Annotated in this window: 18 protein-coding genes and 2 pseudogenes; 8 read left to right on the top strand and 12 right to left on the bottom strand. The window is 41.3% G+C overall.

Features of this window, described 5'->3' with window-relative positions; translation table 11 throughout:
- Nucleotides 1–89 precede the first annotated feature (89 nt).
- The 6 genes from HWQ37_RS17995 to HWQ37_RS17970 form a co-directional block, all read right to left on the bottom strand.
- On the bottom strand, nt 90–1,004 hold the full coding sequence (locus tag HWQ37_RS17995; RefSeq protein WP_292749323.1) for a hypothetical protein: 915 nt from the start codon (nt 1,002–1,004) through the stop codon (nt 90–92).
- A gap of 234 nt (nt 1,005–1,238) precedes the next feature.
- On the bottom strand, nt 1,239–3,548 hold the full coding sequence (locus tag HWQ37_RS17990) for a hybrid sensor histidine kinase/response regulator (protein ID WP_292749321.1): 2,310 nt from the start codon (nt 3,546–3,548) through the stop codon (nt 1,239–1,241).
- Nucleotides 3,549–3,553: 5 nt separating this feature from the next.
- On the bottom strand, nt 3,554–4,003 hold the full coding sequence (locus HWQ37_RS17985) for a response regulator (protein ID WP_292749294.1): 450 nt from the start codon (nt 4,001–4,003) through the stop codon (nt 3,554–3,556).
- A gap of 118 nt (nt 4,004–4,121) precedes the next feature.
- A complete protein-coding gene (locus HWQ37_RS17980) occupies nt 4,122–4,490 on the bottom strand; it encodes an RNA-guided endonuclease InsQ/TnpB family protein (RefSeq protein ID WP_292749292.1) in 369 nt (122 codons plus the stop codon).
- Between the two features lie 197 nt (nt 4,491–4,687).
- Nucleotides 4,688–6,994, bottom strand: a complete 2,307-nt coding sequence (locus HWQ37_RS17975) for a GAF domain-containing protein (RefSeq protein WP_292749290.1) — start codon at nt 6,992–6,994, stop codon at nt 4,688–4,690.
- A 429-nt stretch (nt 6,995–7,423) separates the two neighbouring features.
- Nucleotides 7,424–7,852 (bottom strand): hypothetical protein, encoded by a 429-nt coding sequence (locus HWQ37_RS17970; protein ID WP_292749288.1) that lies wholly within the window; start codon nt 7,850–7,852, stop codon nt 7,424–7,426.
- Nucleotides 7,853–8,642: 790 nt separating this feature from the next.
- Between HWQ37_RS17970 and ppk1 the strand changes: the two genes are divergently transcribed.
- Nucleotides 8,643–10,814, top strand: coding sequence for a polyphosphate kinase 1 (gene ppk1 / locus HWQ37_RS17965; protein ID WP_292749286.1), 2,172 nt, complete (start codon nt 8,643–8,645; stop codon nt 10,812–10,814).
- Between the two features lie 199 nt (nt 10,815–11,013).
- The gene (locus HWQ37_RS17960) at nt 11,014–11,430 is read left to right on the top strand and encodes a response regulator (RefSeq protein WP_292749284.1); all 417 of its coding nucleotides are present in this window, start codon (nt 11,014–11,016) and stop codon (nt 11,428–11,430) included.
- A gap of 128 nt (nt 11,431–11,558) precedes the next feature.
- Here the strand turns inward: HWQ37_RS17960 and HWQ37_RS17955 are convergent, their stop codons facing one another.
- Entirely contained in the window at nt 11,559–11,732 is a 174-nt protein-coding gene (locus HWQ37_RS17955) for a hypothetical protein (RefSeq protein WP_199784779.1), read from the bottom strand.
- Between the two features lie 365 nt (nt 11,733–12,097).
- Here HWQ37_RS17955 and HWQ37_RS17950 point away from each other — a divergent pair, with 365 nt between their 5' ends.
- Nucleotides 12,098–12,667 (top strand): DUF2854 domain-containing protein, encoded by a 570-nt coding sequence (locus HWQ37_RS17950; RefSeq protein WP_292749280.1) that lies wholly within the window; start codon nt 12,098–12,100, stop codon nt 12,665–12,667.
- A gap of 461 nt (nt 12,668–13,128) precedes the next feature.
- Here HWQ37_RS17950 and HWQ37_RS17945 read toward each other — a convergent pair whose 3' ends face one another.
- Nucleotides 13,129–13,389 carry a CRR7 family NDH-1 assembly protein gene (locus tag HWQ37_RS17945; RefSeq protein ID WP_292749278.1) on the bottom strand — a complete coding sequence of 87 codons (261 nt, stop codon included), beginning with the start codon at nt 13,387–13,389 and terminating at the stop codon, nt 13,129–13,131.
- Between the two features lie 680 nt (nt 13,390–14,069).
- Between HWQ37_RS17945 and HWQ37_RS17940 the strand changes: the two genes are divergently transcribed.
- Both HWQ37_RS17940 and HWQ37_RS17935 read left to right on the top strand, forming a co-directional pair.
- Nucleotides 14,070–14,270 (top strand): hypothetical protein, encoded by a 201-nt coding sequence (locus HWQ37_RS17940; RefSeq protein WP_292749275.1) that lies wholly within the window; start codon nt 14,070–14,072, stop codon nt 14,268–14,270.
- Nucleotides 14,258–15,283 (top strand): GGDEF domain-containing response regulator, encoded by a 1,026-nt coding sequence (locus HWQ37_RS17935; RefSeq protein WP_292749274.1) that lies wholly within the window; start codon nt 14,258–14,260, stop codon nt 15,281–15,283. Before HWQ37_RS17940 ends, HWQ37_RS17935 begins: the two co-directional genes overlap by 13 nt.
- 38 nt (nt 15,284–15,321) lie before the next feature.
- Here HWQ37_RS17935 and HWQ37_RS17930 read toward each other — a convergent pair whose 3' ends face one another.
- Nucleotides 15,322–16,527 (bottom strand): histidine kinase, encoded by a 1,206-nt coding sequence (locus tag HWQ37_RS17930; RefSeq protein WP_292749272.1) that lies wholly within the window; start codon nt 16,525–16,527, stop codon nt 15,322–15,324.
- Between the two features lie 263 nt (nt 16,528–16,790).
- Here HWQ37_RS17930 and HWQ37_RS17925 point away from each other — a divergent pair, with 263 nt between their 5' ends.
- From HWQ37_RS17925 to HWQ37_RS17915, 3 genes are all read left to right on the top strand, one after another.
- The gene (locus HWQ37_RS17925; RefSeq protein ID WP_292749269.1) at nt 16,791–16,913 is read left to right on the top strand and encodes a hypothetical protein; all 123 of its coding nucleotides are present in this window, start codon (nt 16,791–16,793) and stop codon (nt 16,911–16,913) included.
- Nucleotides 16,914–17,180: 267 nt separating this feature from the next.
- Nucleotides 17,181–17,375, top strand: coding sequence for a hypothetical protein (locus HWQ37_RS17920; protein WP_292749267.1), 195 nt, complete (start codon nt 17,181–17,183; stop codon nt 17,373–17,375).
- 646 nt (nt 17,376–18,021) lie between these two features.
- Entirely contained in the window at nt 18,022–18,576 is a 555-nt protein-coding gene (locus HWQ37_RS17915; protein WP_292749265.1) for a hypothetical protein, read from the top strand.
- A 196-nt stretch (nt 18,577–18,772) separates the two neighbouring features.
- On the opposite strand, the gene HWQ37_RS17910 is transcribed toward HWQ37_RS17915, so the two are convergent.
- The 3 genes and pseudogenes from HWQ37_RS17910 to HWQ37_RS17900 all read right to left on the bottom strand — a co-directional run.
- Nucleotides 18,773–18,994 carry a hypothetical protein gene (locus HWQ37_RS17910; RefSeq protein WP_292749263.1) on the bottom strand — a complete coding sequence of 74 codons (222 nt, stop codon included), beginning with the start codon at nt 18,992–18,994 and terminating at the stop codon, nt 18,773–18,775.
- Between the two features lie 217 nt (nt 18,995–19,211).
- A pseudogene (gene nrdJ / locus HWQ37_RS17905) lies at nt 19,212–20,282 on the bottom strand (ribonucleoside-triphosphate reductase, adenosylcobalamin-dependent); the annotation flags it as partial.
- A gap of 288 nt (nt 20,283–20,570) precedes the next feature.
- A pseudogene (locus HWQ37_RS17900) lies at nt 20,571–21,265 on the bottom strand (ribonucleoside-triphosphate reductase, adenosylcobalamin-dependent); the annotation flags it as partial.

The raw sequence follows: 21,265 nt of genomic DNA, 5'->3' as shown, positions 1-21,265 counted from the left end.
ATCGCAACAAATAAATTGACAAAATTTATAGTATGTGCATAGGATGGTAGGCGATCGCAAATAGCAAATAAACCAGCAATCCTCAAAATCTAGTCGCTACTTCCACCCACAATGTACACATAAGAACCCAAATTCTCGTCGTCTGTACCAACCACTACACCGCCTTCTGTGCCAGGAACAAGTTCCATAGCTTCAATTTTGTGATAATCAGAGCGGTAGAGAGGAACAAGTTGAGAATTTTGTCGCCATGCAATTTTGTCGCCACGCAATCCTAAGTAACCAGCGACATACACACCTGACTGAAATGGGCCATCATCTCCAGCATCACTTGCTGAGGTGATATATACAATTCCTACGGAGTCTACCTTAATATCTGAAATATGGCGAACATTACCAGATGGAAACGGTACTTTCAGATTGGCAGAACCTACGAGAGTAATTTGATATTTAGCTAAGTCAAATATTCCCCAAAAAATAGTTGCTGGTTGTTCTCCTTCACCTCGATGTCCCCAAATAGCAACTAATTTACCGTCTATATTTTGCAATCCAAATGCTTCAAAGTTATTTCCTTGAATAATTCCTGGTAGATTGAATTCTTTAATAACTGAGATGGTTTGGTTGGTAGAATCTAACTTGATGTAATAAGCTTTTCCAGAACTACTTAAAGCGATAAAAGAGGATTTTGTTTTCTCTGGAACAGATGTTAAAGCTTCTAAGTCGATGGGCAATTCTATATTATTTGGCCAATTCAAGGGTAAATATTCAGGTTGGTTCTTACCCTTAATCTTGATGATTGCTATACGACCTTGATTTTTTTGTTTGTTGTCATGGACAATCAAAAAATCTAGAGAATTGCTTTGCTGTTCTATCAAAGCCATACCACTGATACCAAAAGGAATACCACCGCGAACCGGTCGCCAATCTTGCGCCCAAACTTGCTGGGATATGAGTAAGAATGCACCTAAAATTACTATATTGATGATTAACTTAAGAAACCGAGGCATATTAAAATAATTCGTAATTCGTAATTCGTAATTCGTAATTAAAAGGGATTGGGCATTAGGCATTGGGAATTGGTTATTAATCTCCCCCTGCTCCCCTGCTCCTCTGCCCTCATCTCCCCCAGTCCGCTAAGAGGAGTGTGTTAAGGGATGCTCAATCATATCAAATCCAAGCAATTTGCACCCGCATCAATAAAGCAGCTTTTTGTACTCACTGCTAACAGTATACTTATGTAATTACTTGACTCCCGATAGGACTTTCTGTAAAGAAAGCAATAATTCGTTGACAGTATAGGGCTTTGACAAAAACGTATTCACACCAATTGCTGCTACTGCACTGAGCTTCTTGTCAGATATCAATCCACTGCTGGCGATAATTTTGACTTGGGGGTTAATCTTTTGCAAGGTACGGATGGCAGTTAAACCATCCAGTGAGGGCAGCATAATATCCATGAGGACGGCACTAATTTTATCTCTATTTTGAGCGTATAGTGCGATCGCTTCAATGCCATCACTGGCAACTAAAATTTTATAGTTGTGAGCTTCTAGTGATGTTATTGTAACCTCTTGAATGGCAACTTCATCATCCACAACCAAAATCAATTCTCCATGTCCTGTCTGTGGTGGCAAATCTTTGGGTCTGAGCGTTTCTATTCCCCCCACTGCTGGCAAGTAAACCTTAAAGCTAGTCCCATTTCCTGGTTCACTATACACGTTCACAAAACCTCCGTGACTTTTAACAATCCCCAGTACTGTGGAAAGTCCTAAACCAGTGCCTTGTCCGACATCTTTTGTAGTAAAAAATGGCTCGAAAATTCTATCTAGCATTTCTTTAGAAATCCCAACTCCACTATCGGAGACGGTAATCACTATGTAAGGTCCCTGTTTTGCTTCTAGGTTCATGCGGGCATAATTTTCGTCAATTAACAGATTTTCGACAGAGAGATTCAAAGTACCGCCATTAGGCATAGCATCGCGGGCATTAACGCAGAGGTTCATCAGCACTTGATGCAGTTGGGTACTATCTCCAGAAACCATCCACAAATCTTGCGGTATATCGGTGCTGATTTCTATCGATTTGGGAAATGTCTCTTGAAGAATCTTGGCAATTTCTACAATTATATGTCTGAGTTGCAAAGTGATGTGCTTCCCTTCTACACCCCGCGCAAAGGACAATACCTGCTTGACTAAATCAGCACCGCGTCTAGCGTTGGTTTCTAAAATTTCTAGTAGATGGCGAGTCCGCTCATCGGCATTGGGAAATTTTAACGGTAGCAGTTGCGCTCCTGCCAAAATCGGTGTCAGGATGTTGTTGAGGTCGTGAGCAATACCACTAGCTAAAGTGCCAATACTTTCCAGGCGTTGAGCGCGAAACAATTGAGCTTCTAGGTGCTTTTTTTCAGTAATGTCTGTGTCAACAGTGAGAATTGATTTAGGTTTTCCTTGTTCATCGCATACCAAACTCCAGCGACTAGCCACAAGGACTTCTTTGTTCATTTTAGTAAGTTTTGTTAACTCACCCTGCCACTTACCTTTACTTATCGCTTGCAATAAAGCCGCTTCGATTTCCGGTGAAGGTTCGTCATACAAAAGCTTACTAGCATTTTTACCGCAAGCCTCTGTAGCTTGCCAGCCGTAAAGTGTTTCTGCGCCTTTGTTCCAGAAGATAATTTGATTGTTTAAATCTCGGACGCAAATGGCATCTGTGGTGACATCTAATAGTGCTGCTTGTTCGCGGATTTTTTCTTCTGCCAATTTGCGATCGCATAGCGCGGCTTGCCGTTCGCGTAGCGCAGCTTGTCGTTCGCTAATATCTATACTGGCGCATGTCACGCCGACAACTTCTTGCGATTCATTCCGTAGTGGCTCGATAGTTAAGTCGTAATATCGAGTTGTATTTTTGATTGTAATTGATACTTCCTCTCGCGTTCCTACGCCTGTGGTCAATACTCCACGTTTAATTGTGATGAGACGTTGAGCATCTTCAACTGGGATGATATCTAAGTCTTGTTTGCCCAATATTTCTTCAACTGTCAATCCAGATGGGGCATTGTAAACCCAGGTGTACCGTAAATCCCTATCCTGGTTGTAGACAAAGATTGGAGAGTTTTTTAGGGCAACCCGAAATCGCTCCTCACTTTGCCGCAGTGCGTTATCTGCCCGTTGACGTTCGATAGCATAACGCATAGAACGCACCAGCAAATCACCAGTTACTTGCCCTTTGACTAAATAATCCTGCGCTCCTTCTTGCATTGCCCTAATTGCCAGGGTTTCATCGTCTATACCCGTCAGCACAATGATTGGAGTTGCTTGTGCCTGATTGTGAGCAATCACAAAGGTTTGTAATCCCTGGCTATCTGGCAGCGAGAGGTCTAACAAAATCACATCAAAAATTTCGTTTGTTAGGTAGTTGAGTGCTTCAAAAAGCCGCTCAACAGGCATTAATTCAACTACAACTGTGGTAACTTCTTTAAATAACTCTTGTAACAATAAGACATCACCAGGGTTGTCTTCTACTAACAAAACTTTAATATTTTCACCTGCCATTTCCACTACTCCGGTGGCAGTTTTACGATCGCAAACCAAAAGTTTTCGATTGATTGGACAATTTTAACGAATTGATCGAAATCTACTGGCTTAGTTATGTAACAGTTGGCAAAAAGGTTATAGGCTTTCAGGATATCTTCTTCAGCCTGAGAAGTTGTCAAAACTACTACAGGAATTCGTTTGAGGTTTTCATCTCCTTTTATTTCTGCTAATACCTCTCGTCCATCTTTTTTCGGAAGGTTAAAATCGAGCAGTACAATATCTGGATGGGCTACTTTAGCATATTTTCCCTGTTTTCGCAAGAATGCCATTGCCTCTACACCATCTTCGACCACGTTCAAGTGAATCGAAATTTTGCTATCTTCCAAGGCGATGCGTGTAAGTTGGACATCGCCAGGATTATCCTCTACTAACAAAACCTCAATAGGCATAATCGCTATTATGGTGTTTACCATTGCTTACCTGCTGCTCCGAAAAACTTATCTAAACCTAATCAAACTAGTTAATTAAGTTAGTGTTTTCTTCCTACTTCATCCAAGGTAGACGGCTACTTCTTGTCCACAGGCGTATAAGTTAAGATCGAGCCAACCTTACTTTTTTAGATGGTGCATTTTTCAAATTAATTGCGGCATTTTCATCTCTGTCTAAAGTATGATTGCACTTTTGGCAAGAAAATACCCTGTCTGATAATTTCATTGCCTGAACATTACCGCATTTGGAACACATCTTAGAAGAAGGAAACCACCTATCAACTATTTCAACCTTAGTTCCATAATGCTCTTGCTTGTAAATCAACTGGCGACGCACTTCATAGAAGCAATTATCGCTAATTGCACTCTTCAGCTTGTGATTGGCAATCATACCGGAAACATTGATATCTTCAATTCGGATACAGTACACACGACGACTCAAATCAGTTGTCAAACCTTTTAAAACCAGCAATGCCGCGCATCAAGGAACGTTCTTTGTTATTTAGTTTTAGTTCTCTTTTGATGGCGAACATTATTAAATTTTATCTAGCCTATTTACCTAGATAAACTATACATCTATTCCTGACATGGAGCAATATACACCAATTAAATCGACCAAATCTTCAACGTTCCACATAACTTCCCTATTTTGCCCAATTATAAATAAGTTTAGTTAACATTTTGGCGATTTAATTTAGCTCTATCTGGAATTGTGAAGTAGAAAGTCGAGCCTTGACCCGGTTTTGACTCAACCCAGATCCGGCCACCGTGGCGTTCTATAATTTTTTTACAAATTGCTAGACCAATTCCAGTACCTGGATACTTGTCTCTACCGTGCAAACGCTGAAAAATTATAAAAATACGTTCAGCATATTGGGATTCTAGACCAATTCCATTATCGCGCACCCAGAACAAATATTCGTTTTGATTGGGCATTGGGCATTGGGCATTAGGCAGAAGTTCTTTAATTTTGAATTTTAAATTTTGAATTTTGAATTGATTGCTCCCCTGCTCCTCTGCTCCCCGACTCCCCACTCCAATCTCAATTCGTGGCTGTTGATGACGACAAAATTTGATCGCGTTGGCGATCAGGTTTTGAAATACTTGTATCAATTGGGTAGTATCAGCGATCAATTCAGGTAAAGTATCATAAGTGACAATTGCTCTACTATCTGCGATCGCAACTTGAAGATTAGCAAGTACCTGTTCTAAGACGGCACTACAATCAACTGGCACAAAAGGCTGTGCGCGGGTGCTGACACGGGAATAATTCAATAAATCGTTGATTAGGGTTTGCATTCGGCTAGCCCCATCTACTGCGTAAGTAATAAACTGATCTGCGTTGGCATCCAGTTTGTTTTTGTATCTCCGCTCCAGCAGTTGTAAATAACTAGTTACCATCCGCAATGGCTCTTGCAAATCATGGGAAGCAACGTAGGCAAACTGTTCTAATTCTGCATTAGAACGAGTAAGTTCTTGAGTTTGCTGGGTTTCTTTTTCTAATAGTTGCGCTTGAGATAAAGCAATCCCAATTTGATTAGCTAATTGCTGTAACAAATCCGTCTCAAACTGATTCCACTGTCGAGGTGCGGCACATTGATGAGCTAGCAATAAGCCCCAAATAGCGTCTCTGACAAGAATCGGCACTACGAGATTAGCCCTGACAGCAAACTGCTGAAGAAATTTTCGATGGCATATTTGGATATGAGCAGCTTCAATGTCTTCAATGGCACTTACTCTTCCCTGGCGATATCTTTCTATATATTCTTCTTTAAAGCAGGGGTCAAAAATATTTTTTCCGAGAATTACCGGCCAACCAGGCAGCACTGCCTCTTGTACCACTGTTCCCGAACCGTCAGTTTCCAGTCGAAAAATCAACACCCGATCGGCTTGTAGTAGTTTTTGTACCTCTGTGACAGTAGTTTGAAGAATTTCATCTATTTGTAAAGATTCTCGAATTTTTAAGGTGATTTCGGAAAATAGTTGCGATCGCAGATTTTGCCGCTTTAATTCTTCATCTGCCCGCTTGCGTAAGCGAAGCTCGTCGTAGACATCTGTGATATCAGTATAAGAACCTACCATCCGCACTATATCACCCAATGCGTCCCAAAGTGCCTGTCCTCGATCTAGAATCCATTTATAGCTGCCGTCTTCGCACTGGACTCGATATTCACAGACGTAAAACGGTGTTTTCTTGGCAAAGTGGTCTTGGAAAGCTTGAAGTACCCTATCTCGCTCATCAGGATGGATTCGTTTTGTCCACTCATCCCAACGGTTGGAAACTTCGTAGTCTTTATAGCCGAGCATTTCCTTCCATCGAGTTGAGAAGAACACTTCATTAGTCTTGAAGTTCCAATCCCAAATACCATCATTATTACCATGTAATGCTAATTGCCAACGTTCTTCACTTTCTCGTAGTGCTTCAGATTGGGTATTGGCTGATTGCTCGTGCGCCATTAATTTCTCAGTAACTTGAGACACTTCAGCTACATAACGTCTCAGTTCTAGTTGGTCGATTACCAGGCGACTCAAACCCACAAACGCCTCTACTTGTTTTTGGCTTAGTTGCCGTGGAACTTGATCAATCGCGCACAGAGTTCCCAAGATATCTCCCTTCGGAGTAATTAAAGGTACACCTGCATAAAATCGTATATATGGATAGCCCGTCACTACTGGATTATTTGCCAACTTTTCATCAGCCAGGGTATCAGAAATCACTACAACCTGACCCTGTTCTTGGCAAAGATCCGATAACCCAACACTCCGAGGCATTTCTGATACATCTAAACCTACTTTTGCCTTAAACCATAGACGGTTTTCATCAATGAAAATTACCAAAGATATAGGGGTATCACAAATAAATGCCGCTAACCGAGCAAGATTGTTGTATGCTTCTTCGGGTTCGGTGTCAAGAATTTGATACTGGCGCAGAGCTTCTAACCTGACAGCTTCTGTATCAATATTTCCAGCTTCCATTAACTTTTTTTAACAAATCTCAATGTGATATATAGTCAACAGTTTGACTACTTGATAAATAGCTTAACGCTATGTCCAACTTTTAATCTAACCGTTTTTATTACTCTGAAAAAATAAAAGATTTACAGGTTGAGTTTTCTTCCTCAACCTAAGAGTTGCAAAAAAATTGTAGGTTGGGTTACGCAAAGCCTCCACCCAACCTACGTCTAATGCACTATTTTGCGTAGACTGTACTCATTTTGAATTTTGAATTTTGAATTTTGAATTCCGCCTTGCGGTACTAGTCCTATATCATGTATACAAACATAAATATAGGGAAGAGATATAGCATTGCTATTTCTCTTCCCTAGAATCTATTGATTTATTCAACTGTTCTGTCAGTTGCTAAAAATTTTGTCAGTACTTACAAGGCAAAAGCAAAAACTTAATCTATTCTAAACCGCCTAAACCATTAACACCAGCACCAGCGCGAATAATAGCTGCTTGTGCGCCAATGTTACCAGCAGTTGTAGCTGCGTCTAAGGCTGCTGCTGCTGAAGTGACGAAAGGATTGCTGCTAGCAGTAAGCAAAGTAACGTTAGGTGTGCCTGGATCTACTTTCAAATCAGTTATGGTTTCATCATCAGTAGTTGATGCGCCGCCATAGGTAGGTGTAATGGTTAAAGCCTGATCGTAGTAACCATTTTGAGGCAAAGCTAATTCACCACTAACACTAACAGAAGCGCCTGAAGCTCTAACAATAGTTACAGCACCACGGGCTGTTGCTTGACCTGCACTTGCTGGTGCAGACAGGATATTACCAACGCCAACCAAACCTAACAAGCAGATGCTTCCTTTAACGATCGCAGAAATTTTCATGATTAACAAACTCCTCGTGTTGTTTACCTTTGCGTTTTTAATATAACCATTGCTATGGCAGAAACATCTCAGTAATAATACTGTATTTTTTCAAAATATTACAGGTCATAAATTAAAAAAATAATAGATTGAACTATTAGTGCGGATCTAAAAAAAGGTTAACAAACCTAATAAAAACCGAGTTACAGCAAGGCTTGTATTTACTTAATGCCTGTATGGAAGTTGTCGCAATGCTTACCAAACCTCCTCTTGTCTAAAACCAAGTTCAGAAAGCACTGGAGGTAAGGCTTTAGACCGCTCACAACACCTAAATTCTTTGTAAAGACTGCTTAATAATTCGTCACAAGTTGTCAGAAATCCCTCTGTTATATCTTTGCTAAATCTTAAGTGCATCTTCATGGTTAATATGCTGTGGGCAAGGATTTGAATGCCCAGGCTGACCGCAGTTATTGTATGGATGCAATATTTTGTCTATACGCCCATACCATATTCCACAAAGTTGAAAACGGCTATAAAATCTACTTATAGGTTGGGTGGTTCCTCGTTCCCAGTCTCCGACTGGGAATGCATTCATTGAGTCTCTGACTCAATGTCTGACTAGAGGCAGCAGCCCCTAATAAACCATTCCCATGCAAAGCATGGGAACGAGATAACTGTTCTTTACCAGTAGCGAGGTAGAGAATCAATGTTAGCCAAAAATTGCCTCAGCGTTCTGCTCAAGCACCATTTAAATTACTATGTTTATTGTCCCCCAGTTCAATGGGCTACATCTGCCGGCCTTTAAGTCATTATGGCAAAATCTAAGAAAAGCTCTATCCCTATAAATCTCAGCGATCCACAATATTATCTTAACCGGGAGTTAAGCTGGTTAGAATTTAATGCCAGAGTTTTACATGAAGCCTGTGACGCTCGCACGCCTCTTCTAGAACGCCTCAAATTTTTGGGAATCTTTAACTCTAATTTGGATGAGTTTTTCATGGTGCGGGTTGCTGGTTTAAAGCAACAAGTAGAAGCAAAAGTTAGCCTGTTGACTCCCGATGGTCGCACACCACAACAACAGCTAGACGATATTAGGTCTACCCTCATTCCCCACGTCAATAAACAGCACCAACATTTTGAGCAAGTACTTCGTCCTCTACTGGTAAATCATGGCATTCATATTCTGAATTATATAGATTTGAATCAAAAGCAGCGGACTCATCTCAACAGCTATTTTGAGGAACAAATCTTTCCAGTTTTGACTCCTCTGGCTGTCGATCCTAGTCATCCCTTTCCTTTTATTTCTAATCTCAGTTTAAATCTGGCTGTTGTGGTCAAGAACCCTGACACGGAAGAAGAATTTTTTGCCAGAATCAAAGTCCCTAGTGTTCTACCACGATTTCTACCGATACCGCCTGAGTTGGGAGATCAGAACAGCGAAAAACCTGCCCACTGGACAGGAGTACCTTTAGAACAAGCGATCGCTCATAACTTAGAATCTCTATTTCCAGGGATGAACATTCAAGAATATCATCCATTCCGCATTACCCGTGATGCCGATTTGGTCTTAGAAGAAGATGAGGCAGATGACTTATTATTAGCGATCGAACAAGAATTGCGAAAACGGCGGCTGGGTGGGAGTCCAGTTCGGCTAGAAATTCAATCTCAGACTCCTGAAATAGTGCGATCGCGCTTATTGCACGATCTGGAATTAACAGAAAGCGATCTTTACGAAGTAGATGGACTTTTGGGACTGCGGGATTTGATGTACTTTATGTCCTTGCCACTGCCAGAACTCAAAGATCCACCACGCCAATCTGTTGTACCATTACGCCTACAAAGGTTGAGGGAACCCAGTTTAGACCCAGATGTTCTAGAAACGGACGAAGGAAAAGACTTTTTTGCTGTGATTCGAGAAAAGGATTTGCTAGTACACCATCCCTATCAATCCTTTTCGGAAACAGTTGTCCGCTTTATTACCCATGCTGCTTATGACTCGAATGTGTTAGCCATCAAGATGACCCTTTACCGGACTTCTGGTGACTCGCCCATCGTCAACGCTTTAATTGCTGCTGCCGAAAATGGCAAACAAGTATCTGTGCTGGTGGAATTAAAGGCGCGATTTGATGAGGAAAATAATATTTACTGGGCAAGACGATTAGAAAGAGTTGGAGTTCATGTCGTCTATGGTTTAGTCGGGCTAAAAACCCATAGTAAAACCGTCATGGTGGTACGGCGCGAAAAAGACCGCATACGTCGCTACGTACATATTGGGACTGGTAATTATAACCCTAAAACTGCACGACTGTATACAGATTTGGGATTGTTTAGTTGCCGTGAAGAATTGGGTGCTGATATCACAGATTTATTTAATTTCTTAACAGGATACTCCCTGCAAAAGGTTTATCGAGAGTTGCTGGTTGCACCTGTGAATATGCGCGATCGCTTTTTGGCACTAATTCACCGCGAAATCGAAAATGTTCAAAATGGATTTTCTGGACGGATTGTCGCCAAAATGAATTCCCTAGTCGATCCAGAAATTATCGCCACTCTATACGAAGCTTCCCGCGCCGGAGTGCAAATTGATTTAATTGTCAGGGGCGTTTGTTGTTTGCGCCCAGGACTCAAAGACATTAGTGAAAACATTCATATAATCAGCATTGTCGGTCGCTTTTTAGAACACTCTCGGATTTTTTATTTTCACAACAATACACAGGAGGAAATTTTTATCGGCAGTGCTGACTGGATGCGCCGCAACCTAGATCGTCGAGTCGAAGTAATTACCCCAGTCAAAGACCCAGATATTGCTAAAGATTTGCAAGAAATTATGGGAATTATGCTCGCAGATAATCGTCAAGCTTGGGAATTACAAGCCGATGGTACTTACATTCAACGCCGTCCTTATGATGATTCTCCAGAAGCCAATTCCCAAAAAATTCTCATGAACATGGTATTACGCTCAACTGGTGCAGTCCCAAGCTGATTGATTAAAAAATAAGTTATTTCCACCTTGACAACTAGCTCAACTTAGTTTTTTTTGGAAAAATTGAATTTTTTGAGCAGTTGTCTGAGTTGTTTGTCATCGGTTCACACAAGTTATTCAACCATAGGATAGAGTCAGTGCTGGCACTTGTTCTCATAAACTGGAGGGGTTATTCTAAACAAATTTATCTTTCCCCTCAATGTTAATGTTATCCTGCGAGCTTTCTACCTTGCGTGTTTTAGTAGTTGATGACCACGAACTGACTCGTTTAACCTTACAATTGGTTTTTTCTTGCCAGGAAAATATTCAAGTAGTAGGTTTAGCCAGTAATGGTGAAGAAGCTATAGAAATGGTTAAACGTTGCCATCCTGACGTAATTGTTTTAGATTTACAAATGCCAGTCATGGATGGCTGGAATGCGTCTAGTCGCATTAAAGCTATATCTCCCAACACCCAGATTCTTGCTTACTCCTCAGTGGAAGACGTGAATTTTCAGGGGAAAAAGGCAATGTCTAGCTTTGATGACGTTTGTAAGAAAGATGTACCTACAAACGAACTTATTGCCTTAGTTAGGCAGTTAGGTAAGCGTGCAGGAGATGGTTCAGTGGCAGGGTAAATGATGCAGTGATGTTACTTTGCCAACTTAAGCTTAGTTAAATTCTGGGGATTTGAAGACATGATAATACTGAAAAACGTCGGTATAGCCTGAAGTTGGGGTTAAACCGACGCAATTTTTGATAATTTCTACTCTACCGGAATGGTGCGTCTAAATTCATCAATTAATTCATCCAATTCTTCCAAAGCCTGATTTACGTCAATTCTCAAAGTTCCCAGGTTTGGTTGCTCCAGTAAGCTTAATAGGTAATCGCGTTTACTTTGAACTGCGACAATTCTTTCTTTTATAGTCTGTAAATCCATTATTTTTTTCCTATCTTTAACTACCTTTAAATTTAAAGTTAACTCAAAATCTAATATTCTGGAACACTATACGCCTTTAGTAGTCAATTTAGAGCCAGGGCGAAGGTCATGAAACCGTTGCCGAATTGATCAGGGTCTAACCCATCATTAGCTAGCCAGTGCGTTGGGTGGTAATGCCTGACACACTGGCTCTTGGCGGTTCCCGCTCTTTAGTAACTGGCGTGCGGTTTCCAACCACCTTAATATAGCAATTTAGAGTTATTTGAATACTACCACCTGGGGAAGAAGATGTTCTTTCCTAATTTGTTGCTTATAGCCGATGATAATAAAACTAAGGTATTCAGACTTTATACTAATTTAAGCTCATGCTACGCCAAATTTCTTTGGGAACACTCGGTTTAACTATCGGCGGCATATTAACCATCATTGGCTTCGTCGCCTATGCTGATAATAATGCCACACTCAACCTTGTCGGATTTTTTTACGGGATTCCTCTATTATTGGGAGGGCTGGCGCTAAAAGCTAATGAACTTAAGCCCGTACCATTTACTCAAACTACGTCACCGTCAGCATTGATACTGCGCCAGCAACAAGCAACTGATACTCAAAATAAAATTCGCAAAGACATCACCCGATATTGCTACGGTCAAGATGCTCATCTAGATACAACACTTTCTTTTTTGGGTTTGAGTCCCACAGACCAGGAACGGCCAACAGTCACAGGGTTGCGAGAAACAGAAGTTAATGGGAATTATGCCCTAATTTTAGAATTTGATTCACCGCTAATACCAATTGATGTGTGGCAAAAAAAGCATGAAAAAATGACTAGTTATTTTGGACCAGGATTGGAAGTTCAAATAACCCAGCCATCTGAAGATACAATTGAGCTAGCGCTAATCAATACTCAAAAAGAATCACTAGTCAATAGTCAATAGCAAAAATTATCGTTACCCAAACTTCATCCCTTTATGGCTTGTTGTTATCCATATTTTTGCAACAGTCAAAATAACTGATAATTCATAATTACATCCTAGTTCGTAGTGAGCGATTTATCGCTCAAAGCAAGGATTATTAGGACTAAAGTCCTTACCCAACGGGAAAGTTAGTCGCTCATGGGGGAAACCCTCAAGACCGCGCTAACTCACTACAAACTTTAATTTATTTACGTCTAGCTACTTAGCTCTTTACTCTCAATTGTCTTATTGACTATTAAACTTTTGATCAGTATGTGGGCTAGCGTACAGTATCTTTAGCTAGGAATTATGAATTATTAATTGTTATTTTTAGAATTCCCTTAACCAGAATTTAGCTCCCCGATTTATTCAAGAATTCGGGGATCTGAGCATCAATTTCTGCTTAATATTTTTTGGTATTATCTTAAGCATTTACGATAAAGTTACTTTTCTAAACGAACTGCATACCACTGTAAATATTGCCCAGGGCCAATATCTAATTCGCAGCTAGTGTCAAGTAAATATTGTGCTTGAGCTTCCAAATTATCAAACTTTTGCAGGTCAGGTGGCAAATCTTTAATTATGAGTTTTTGAAGAGTTGTTTTGAGTTTTTCTAATAACTCTGAGATGGTCATAAATTGTTCTGGTTGATTTGTTTCTAGAACAACAAAATGATCCTGCTGATACATTAATGAGTCTGGCATTTTAAAGATTTAGTGAATTTTAACCTCGCATGACTAGAAGTCACGCGATTCCTACATCAATAGGTTGGGATTGTTTTTTGTCAGAAATTTTGCTTGTTTGTGTAGTTTAATAGATATACTGAACACAATGAAATAAAAATTTATACTTAATTTATTAACTCAGCGTAACTTGCAGTGCTATTTCACTTTCATCTGCCTCAGAAGGAATTTTGAGTCTAATAGCACTCAATTGTCTAAAAATGACTGATCAAAGCTTATTATCAGTTAAAACGGACTTGAATGACGATCTGCGGAACTTTAGTACTGGGTGGTTTATGGGTAGAAAGAAATAGTTCTGGAGTCACTTGAAAATAAAGCTTTGCGCTAAGTTTAATTTCAATCTTATGTAATTATACTAAACTTCAGCAAGCCTTGTCGAATAGAGTAAATAAATTTTAGTCAGGTGATATTAGTATTTAGGATTAATTATCTTCTGAGGGCAGTTTGGCGATCGCTTTCACGGTATTACTAGGTTTCTAAACTAACTACAGAGCGAAATAACTAAGGTGTGTATTTGCAATTCTCAAAAAAATCGTAATTTGACTTTAACAATGGGGAAATATAAAAGTAACATTTTCTCCCCTAACCATCGCTGAACAAAAAGGTAACAATTGCCTTCGTGTTCCAATTACAGATTGTCTATGCAACTTAGTTATCTACCGCTTGCTTGGCCCAAGAAGATTGGGCAGTCCATTGTCAAAAAACAGTTGATTGTGAAGCCAGACACGCCTTTGCCGCAAATCCTGGCATTGATGAAAATAGCGATCGCCCCCATGCGATTGAGTTGTACAGCCTTTTTTAGGATAGTCCCGCAACTGGAAGGCAACTCATGTCAGGCATAAGCCCATTTACTGTTTCTAAGCAACCACCACTGATTCTAGTAGCTGATGATGACAAGACCATCCGGGTATTGTTGCGGAAAGCAATGGAACAAGAAGGTTATCGAGTGGTCGAGGTCAATGATGGTAAGCAATGTTTAGATGCCTATGAAACCATCAAACCGGATATAGTTTTGCTAGATGCTGTAATGCCTGTGATGGATGGTTTTACCTGCTGTAAGCACTTGCTCCAGATTGCCAGGAATAATTTAAAATCAGCTGTTGAAACCTTTGATACTGACTCAGCCCTTAACAATACGGTCATTTCCAAGATATGGGAGCGCACTCCCATATTGATGATCACATGCTTGGACGATGAGGAATCCGTAAACCGTGCTTTTGAAGCGGGAGCGACTGATTATGTCACTAAGCCAATTCACTGGCCTGTATTGCGCCAGAGGTTGCGCCGACTGCTACAGCAAGCACAAGTATACAAACAGTTAAAGGCGGCAAACGAAGCTTTGCATCACCTTGCCAATGTAGATGGCTTAACTGAGTTGGCTAATCGTCGCCGCTTTGACGATTATCTCAATACTCAGTGGATTAAGCTTGCACAAGAGGGATTTCCCTTGTCAATGATTTTGTGTGATATCGACTTTTTTAAATTTTATAATGATAAATATGGCCATCCGGCTGGGGATGTCTGTTTACAAAAGGTGGGTGCTGTCTTAAGCCTTAAGGCACAAAAACATCAAGATTTAGTAGCGCGTTATGGTGGCGAAGAATTTGCTGTGATTATGCCATATACTCCTGCATCTGGTGCAGTTCACGTTGCCGCCGCGATCCAAGGGGGAATCAAAGATTTGCAAATTGTTCACGATGGTTCTGCGGTGAGTCAGCACGTCACCCTCAGTATGGGACTAGCAACTGTTGTCCCTACTTGGGAATCTTCACCTTCAGATTTGATTGTACTGGCAGATAAAGCACTCTACGAAGCAAAGACCGGGGGACGCGATCGCTTTGTCTCAAGTTCTTAATTGTCATTTGTCATTTGTCATTTGTCAATGCCCATTACCTAAGAAGGATAAACTGGCAGTGTGAAGTGAAACCATGCTCCGTTATTGGGTACAGAGTCCACCCAAATTTGTCCATAATGTGCTAAGACGATGCGTTGACATAGACAAAGACCAATACCGTAACCTTCTGTAGCTTCATCCCGTTGCAGACGGAAGTGGTTTTCAAAGATGCGATCGCGATTCTCTACAGGAATACCAGGCCCAGTATCGCCAATACTAAACTGAACTTTTTGGGTAGTGCGGTGCAATCCGGCAATGCTAATTTTGCCACCTTCGGGGGTATATTTGATGGCATTATCCAACAGATTTACAAGCACTTGGCGGATGCGTTCTGGGTCAGCATATACATGAGGTAAGTCATTAGGGATATCCGTTTCTACCTCTTGGGATTTGGCGGTGTAGCGATCGCACAATTCTTCTAGTACCTCTAAGCAGAGTTTACCTAGCTGTACCTTTTGTGGCAAAATCGGAAACTCTGTATCTTTGCCACGACCTACCTGTAAAAGGTCGGCAATCATCCGGTCAATGATTTTAGTTTGATTCCGGGCTTGTTTTAAGAGATGCGCTGTTAAAGCTGGTTTGAGGCGCTGAAATTGTCCTGTCTCTAAATTGTAGTTAGATTGGAGAGTTTCAATGGCGATCGCGGCAGCAGTTAGCGGATTGCGGAGATCGTGTGCCATCATCGCAATTACCCGATCTTTAAACTGTAGTTGTTCTTGGAGGTTGTCTTTTTCCTGTTTTAGGCGAAAAATTTCGTCTGAAAGTCGGATGAGTTCAGCAGAAACAGCAACAGAACGGATGGTGGATTTGGGTGATGTTGTCCTAACAGAATCGTCTATCCGTTCTTGTAAGTCTTCCTGTACTTTTAAGTAAGCGTCTACAGCAGCTTGCCAGCGAGGCCACCAATTTTTCAATTGCGCTATGATATTACTCCCAGCTAAAACCTGTCGTGGTTCCGGGTGAATTTTGATTAAAGCTGGCGTTGCTACCAATTTAAAGTGTTCTGCTAAATAAGGTTGTTGTCCGACATCAATAGTTTGAAGTTCAAAACTATATTCAGCCTCTAATTCTTTTAAGTAAGCACGTATTCGCTGCACCTGTTGACGGGACTTGGGTCGTCCATCGACAAATAGTAACAGCTGGAGTGGAGCTTCAGAATAAATAGGCTGATCCTGGGAAACTTGCATGTAATCGTGTTTCAGCACTGGTAACAACCCGGTGACGCTTTACAGAAAGTAAAATAGACTGACGGTTGTTGATGGTCGTTGTTTTTTCTTCTTAATATCTATTTTAGATTTCCATACTCCTATCCGATCTGCGTTTTTGACACCAGACATATTTTTTGAGCCTTTTGCTGCCTTTTGTTTAACTTCATCTCCAAGAAACACCCAAGTCCCTTGAATATAAGTCTTAATTTGCCCCGGATCAAAAATTTTCGCCAGAGCCAGCAGGTGAAAGGTTTAATAATATGTCAAATCGGCTAGTGCAGCATCATATCACTTTGAGTCTTCGCTTTGAGCAAGCGATGTCTACGACGGGCTATGACGCTCGCGGACTCGCTAACGCTTCGCTATCGGCGTCGCCCAAGTAAACACAGATGCTAATTGTATCTAATCTAATCTAATCTATCAGGAAGCTGTTAACTGTTCAGACCAACTTTGTAGAGGGTTTTCTCAACCGCCAGGTGCATTCGATGAAGTGTCTTTTTCGCCTCTAGCCAATCATTAACTAGGATTGGGAAACAGCCATAACAACTATGTACTACTTCTATAACTTGCGAAGCGCACCTTCCAGCTTTCCTAAAAGAATCACTGCCCCTTGCCAGAATAACAGAGGATGGCTTGATTAAGGGAAAGTTTTGGATAACATAGAGGCGATGCCTACGGCGGTAAACTACGCAATTTTAGAGGAAGCACTCATTGCTTTAGAGGCTGTCAAGAAACTCTTGACTACAGCACAAGTAGCATTTTTCCCAGAAAATCAATTTGGAGATAGTAGGGAAACTGCTGCGACACTTGTCTGCTTTACCTATTACCCCAGTCGCCAAGAATAACGAACTTACGCTAAGTCCCTGGAATTGTTTAGCACTGGCATTTTCCAGCTATTGCCTTACTAAGCTTACCATCGTCAGATGAATAATTTCCACAATTAATTATAAGCCAGTGTTAGCGAACTCAATTTGTTGCCCTCCTTGGGTGAGGCTAAGGGGGGCTTTAATCCTAGTCTATCACTTCAGTTGCTTGGCGTAGGCTTTGCCCACCGTAGGCATCGCATTACAACTAGCGCATCTGGAAGTCGATTCAAGCTTTTGCTACCTAAATTGCTTTTTGACTTGCTAGACCACTACTACAGTAGGGCGGAAGTTTGCCTACCTTTAACACTTGATTAAGCCCCAAGTCTTATTAATTGAGATAGTAGTTATATTTACTGAATTTTATACTAGTATTTTCCCTATCAGTATGATAAGATTATACGAGGTGCTACGCGAACATACTTTATATAGTAGATAGAAAATAAATTCTTCCTTTCTGCCCTCTAACCTCTAGTCTTCTTAGGTAAATGTTCCATCCGTGATGCAAAGTTGCGGATATCGTTTCTTTGTGAAGTTGTATATATTTACCCCCAGCTATGCTGTTCCCTCAAGTAATTGGGGAGACTACATGGGGGTCTTGTTATATGTATCTTCACACAGGATTGATATGAGTCAGGAACAATACAAAACCAAAGGAGTTAAGAGAATGCGTCTGAAAAAGCTAGTCAGCTATGGAATTTTTGTGTTGATGCTCGTCATCGGCTTTAGTTTCACGGGAATTGCCCGTGCTTTTGACTATCCACCCCCAACTGGGCAGGTTGCGATCGCTCAACAGACGAGCGATCTCATGTTCAACACATTGTTTGCAGCGCTGACGCAGGAGTTCGACGAGACGACGGCGGATAACGTGGAGCAAGGTAAGCAGTCCATCTCGCTGATATTTAACGATCGCAACCAGGATATGCGGTTAGTCGGCACTGTTGGCCCGCTTAAGGAAAGCGATCGCCCCAGCGACAACTTCGAGCGTCAGGCAAACGCACTGGCACTCGCAGGACAGGCATACACATCTGTTCAGCGTGTGGACAATAAATGGTACTATAGACGCTCAATTCCCCTCAGCAACTTTCGGGCAGAGTGCGCCCTGTGCCACATTAACTTCAAGCCCGGCCCCACACCTGACCAAGTGGGTGCGCTCATGCTCAGAGTGCCAATCAACCAGTAAGTATAGCTGAGTGCTGAGTAAAAAATCAGTTACTTCAAGGCTTTGAGCAATCAATACTGTCCTAATCTATCTGACTACGGCTATAGCTTCCAAAAAATAAAATAATTATTGTAGAAAGTAGAAGTCAGTGCTACCAACAGCAGCACTGACTTCCTGTTTTCTAGTAAATTCAATCAACTATGTATGGTTGACGTTTTTAGTCAATCGAAATCTGCTGAGGGCCAGTGGCTTTGCCGTTATGTGCATCCGTTATAGTACTGCTGGTGTAACTATTTGAGCGGATCTGTTTATCTAGCCAGCTTTTAACCGGATCGTCTGCGAGATTAAGCCGAAGCACACCAGAGAAAAACCCACCCACAAATGAGACTGGATGCTGAGTAAATTCTCTGAATATAGGTGACAATTCATCAATGAACATAAAAAGACTCCTGGCACTGCCGTAAAAAATTATTACTTTTTAATTGATCGTAACGTGTTACAGCATTGGGCGTTAGGAGTGCTGAGGGCTGAGTGCTGAGTGCTGAGTTAGGAGTTAGGAGTTAGGAGTTAAGAGTTAGGAGTTAGGAGTTTTGTTTATCTCCTTGTCCCCTTGTCTCCCTCATCCCCCTCATCTCCCTACTCCGCAGTCACTTCGCCTAGCTTGGTTGTTGATCGGGAAACATACACTTATCAGAATCACAACCACTAGGGCCAGCCTCTGTCATTTCGCCTAAATCGTAGCGACTTAGTACTGCACAGAAGTCATCTGTTTTGCGCCGCGCTTTCACCTCTTGATTTAAGAGATCGTAGGTTGATTTATCTATTGGTTCAAACGGCAAACGTGGGAATGATTGCAAATCGTCAAAACGGGCTAAAAGAGCTGCTGAAATATATCCTTGATCATTCTGAATGGTTTCGTAAATACGCTGTCCCAAAGGTTCGATTTCATCAGAACGCAGTTCTAAAGTAGCTGATGTGTTGTGAGTCACGTACCAACGTTGAACCTGGAGGACAAAATCAAATTGGGCTAAGACTGAAAATTTAGAAACATCAATTTCATCAGCCCCTGGTAAATCAGCCCAAGTTACAGAAACAGGGATTTCTACTAACCATTCACTCACCCGTGGATCGAAGGGATCGTTAAGCAAATTGCCGTGTTCATCTTTATCTGATTGAGACGGAATGACGTTATAACCATAGTCAATACAAGCTAAGGCTACTGGGTCATTTTTCCCGAAGGTGATCCGGCGAATAAATCTTTGGGCTTTCGGGGGATGCCACCCTGAACTAGCGTTAGTTAATAAAGCCTTAGTGCCACTGGGTTGGACTGTGGTACAACGATTTGGACGTTTGAGATTGTGGCGATCGCAATAATCCCAAACTACCCGATGTACAATATCTCTCCAGGAACTTAGGTATTTCTCTTCCTCACGCTTGAAAACTAATCCTTGTGCAGTTGCGGGTCTTCCTGCTTCCCACCAGCGCAGCCAATCAACACCAAAAGCATGGACAAAGAAATCAAATAAACCTGTAAAAGAAACTCCCACAATCGGATCTAATTCACGGCTGTATTGATAGCGTGGTTCCAGGAATTTGTGATTTAAAAGTGCTGCTACAGATAACGCCCCAGCAGTGAAAGCCTCCTCTTGTTCTTTGTAGTTATGTGGGTCGATTTGATTAAGGTGAACCTCTGACAAATTGCAGTGGAAGTTACTACCGATGATTTCCAGATTTGTTACCCTAGAGGCTTTTTATCCCCTAGTTCTACTGCTTGATTATTTGCAGTAGCTCCGCGTACCTTTTGCAGATGTGACTTCAGATAATAAAAGTGTTTTTCACATCCGCCCCCGCACTCTTGGAGAGATTATATTCTAGACACAAATTTTCGATGTAATCTAGTTTCACTCTCTACGCTGTACGGTGTCAAAGGCTTTTTAATTCCTTTGATTACCACGGGATTAGCATCTCAGCTTTCCCCGTTTTTGCGAGGTTTTTAACGTGAGGCAAAATCAATTACCACACGGATTTAAAGCGTAACGAGCTAAACGATGTTCTAACTCATTAGCATCCAGATTTGGATAATGTTTTTTTAACCACTGTTTTGCTGTTCCTTGTTCGTAAGCTTGCAAGAACTCAATTTTTAAGTTAGGAGTTGGTAGCAAATCAATGTTCGATCGCGCCACGGCTTCACCAGCCCATTGAATCGCTCCCTCGCCACTATAATATTGTTTGCGGACAGCACCAACACATTCTTCTAAGGTGGGCTTGCGGTGAAAAACTCTCGTATGATTTGCCATTCTGAGAGCATCACGCTCTGGATCGATTCGCCAATTGCCATTTTCATCTTGCTGCCATAAGTTATCTTTGGCATCAGCAAACAAACTATCTTCGCTAGAACCTTGTCTCATGCCAGCTGATCGCCTAATGTTACCTGCAACAATTGTGACAGCAGCTTGATCGATTAATAGACAGGATTCAACTGAATTTAATTGTCGTCCTAAAGCTTTATTGAGGATGGAGGCACAACGCTGATAAAGTCCAGGCAATTTTACCGGATTCGCAACTCCTCCAAAACCGTTGAGAGTTTCTCCAGCTTTTCTTACATCGCTGATATCAACTAATACTTCAACTTCTGCTGAAAATTGTTCATCAGTAGAGAGTTCTAATAGGGTTTGATATGATTCAACCCAACCTTCACGGCTATCTCCAA

Origin of the sequence: Nostoc sp. NMS4 (assembly GCF_017115095.1) — a bacterium.
GTDB lineage: Bacteria > Cyanobacteriota > Cyanobacteriia > Cyanobacteriales > Nostocaceae > Nostoc.
The sequence above is the reverse complement of the archived record's forward strand: the minus strand, read 5'-3'. Positions and strand labels throughout refer to the sequence as shown.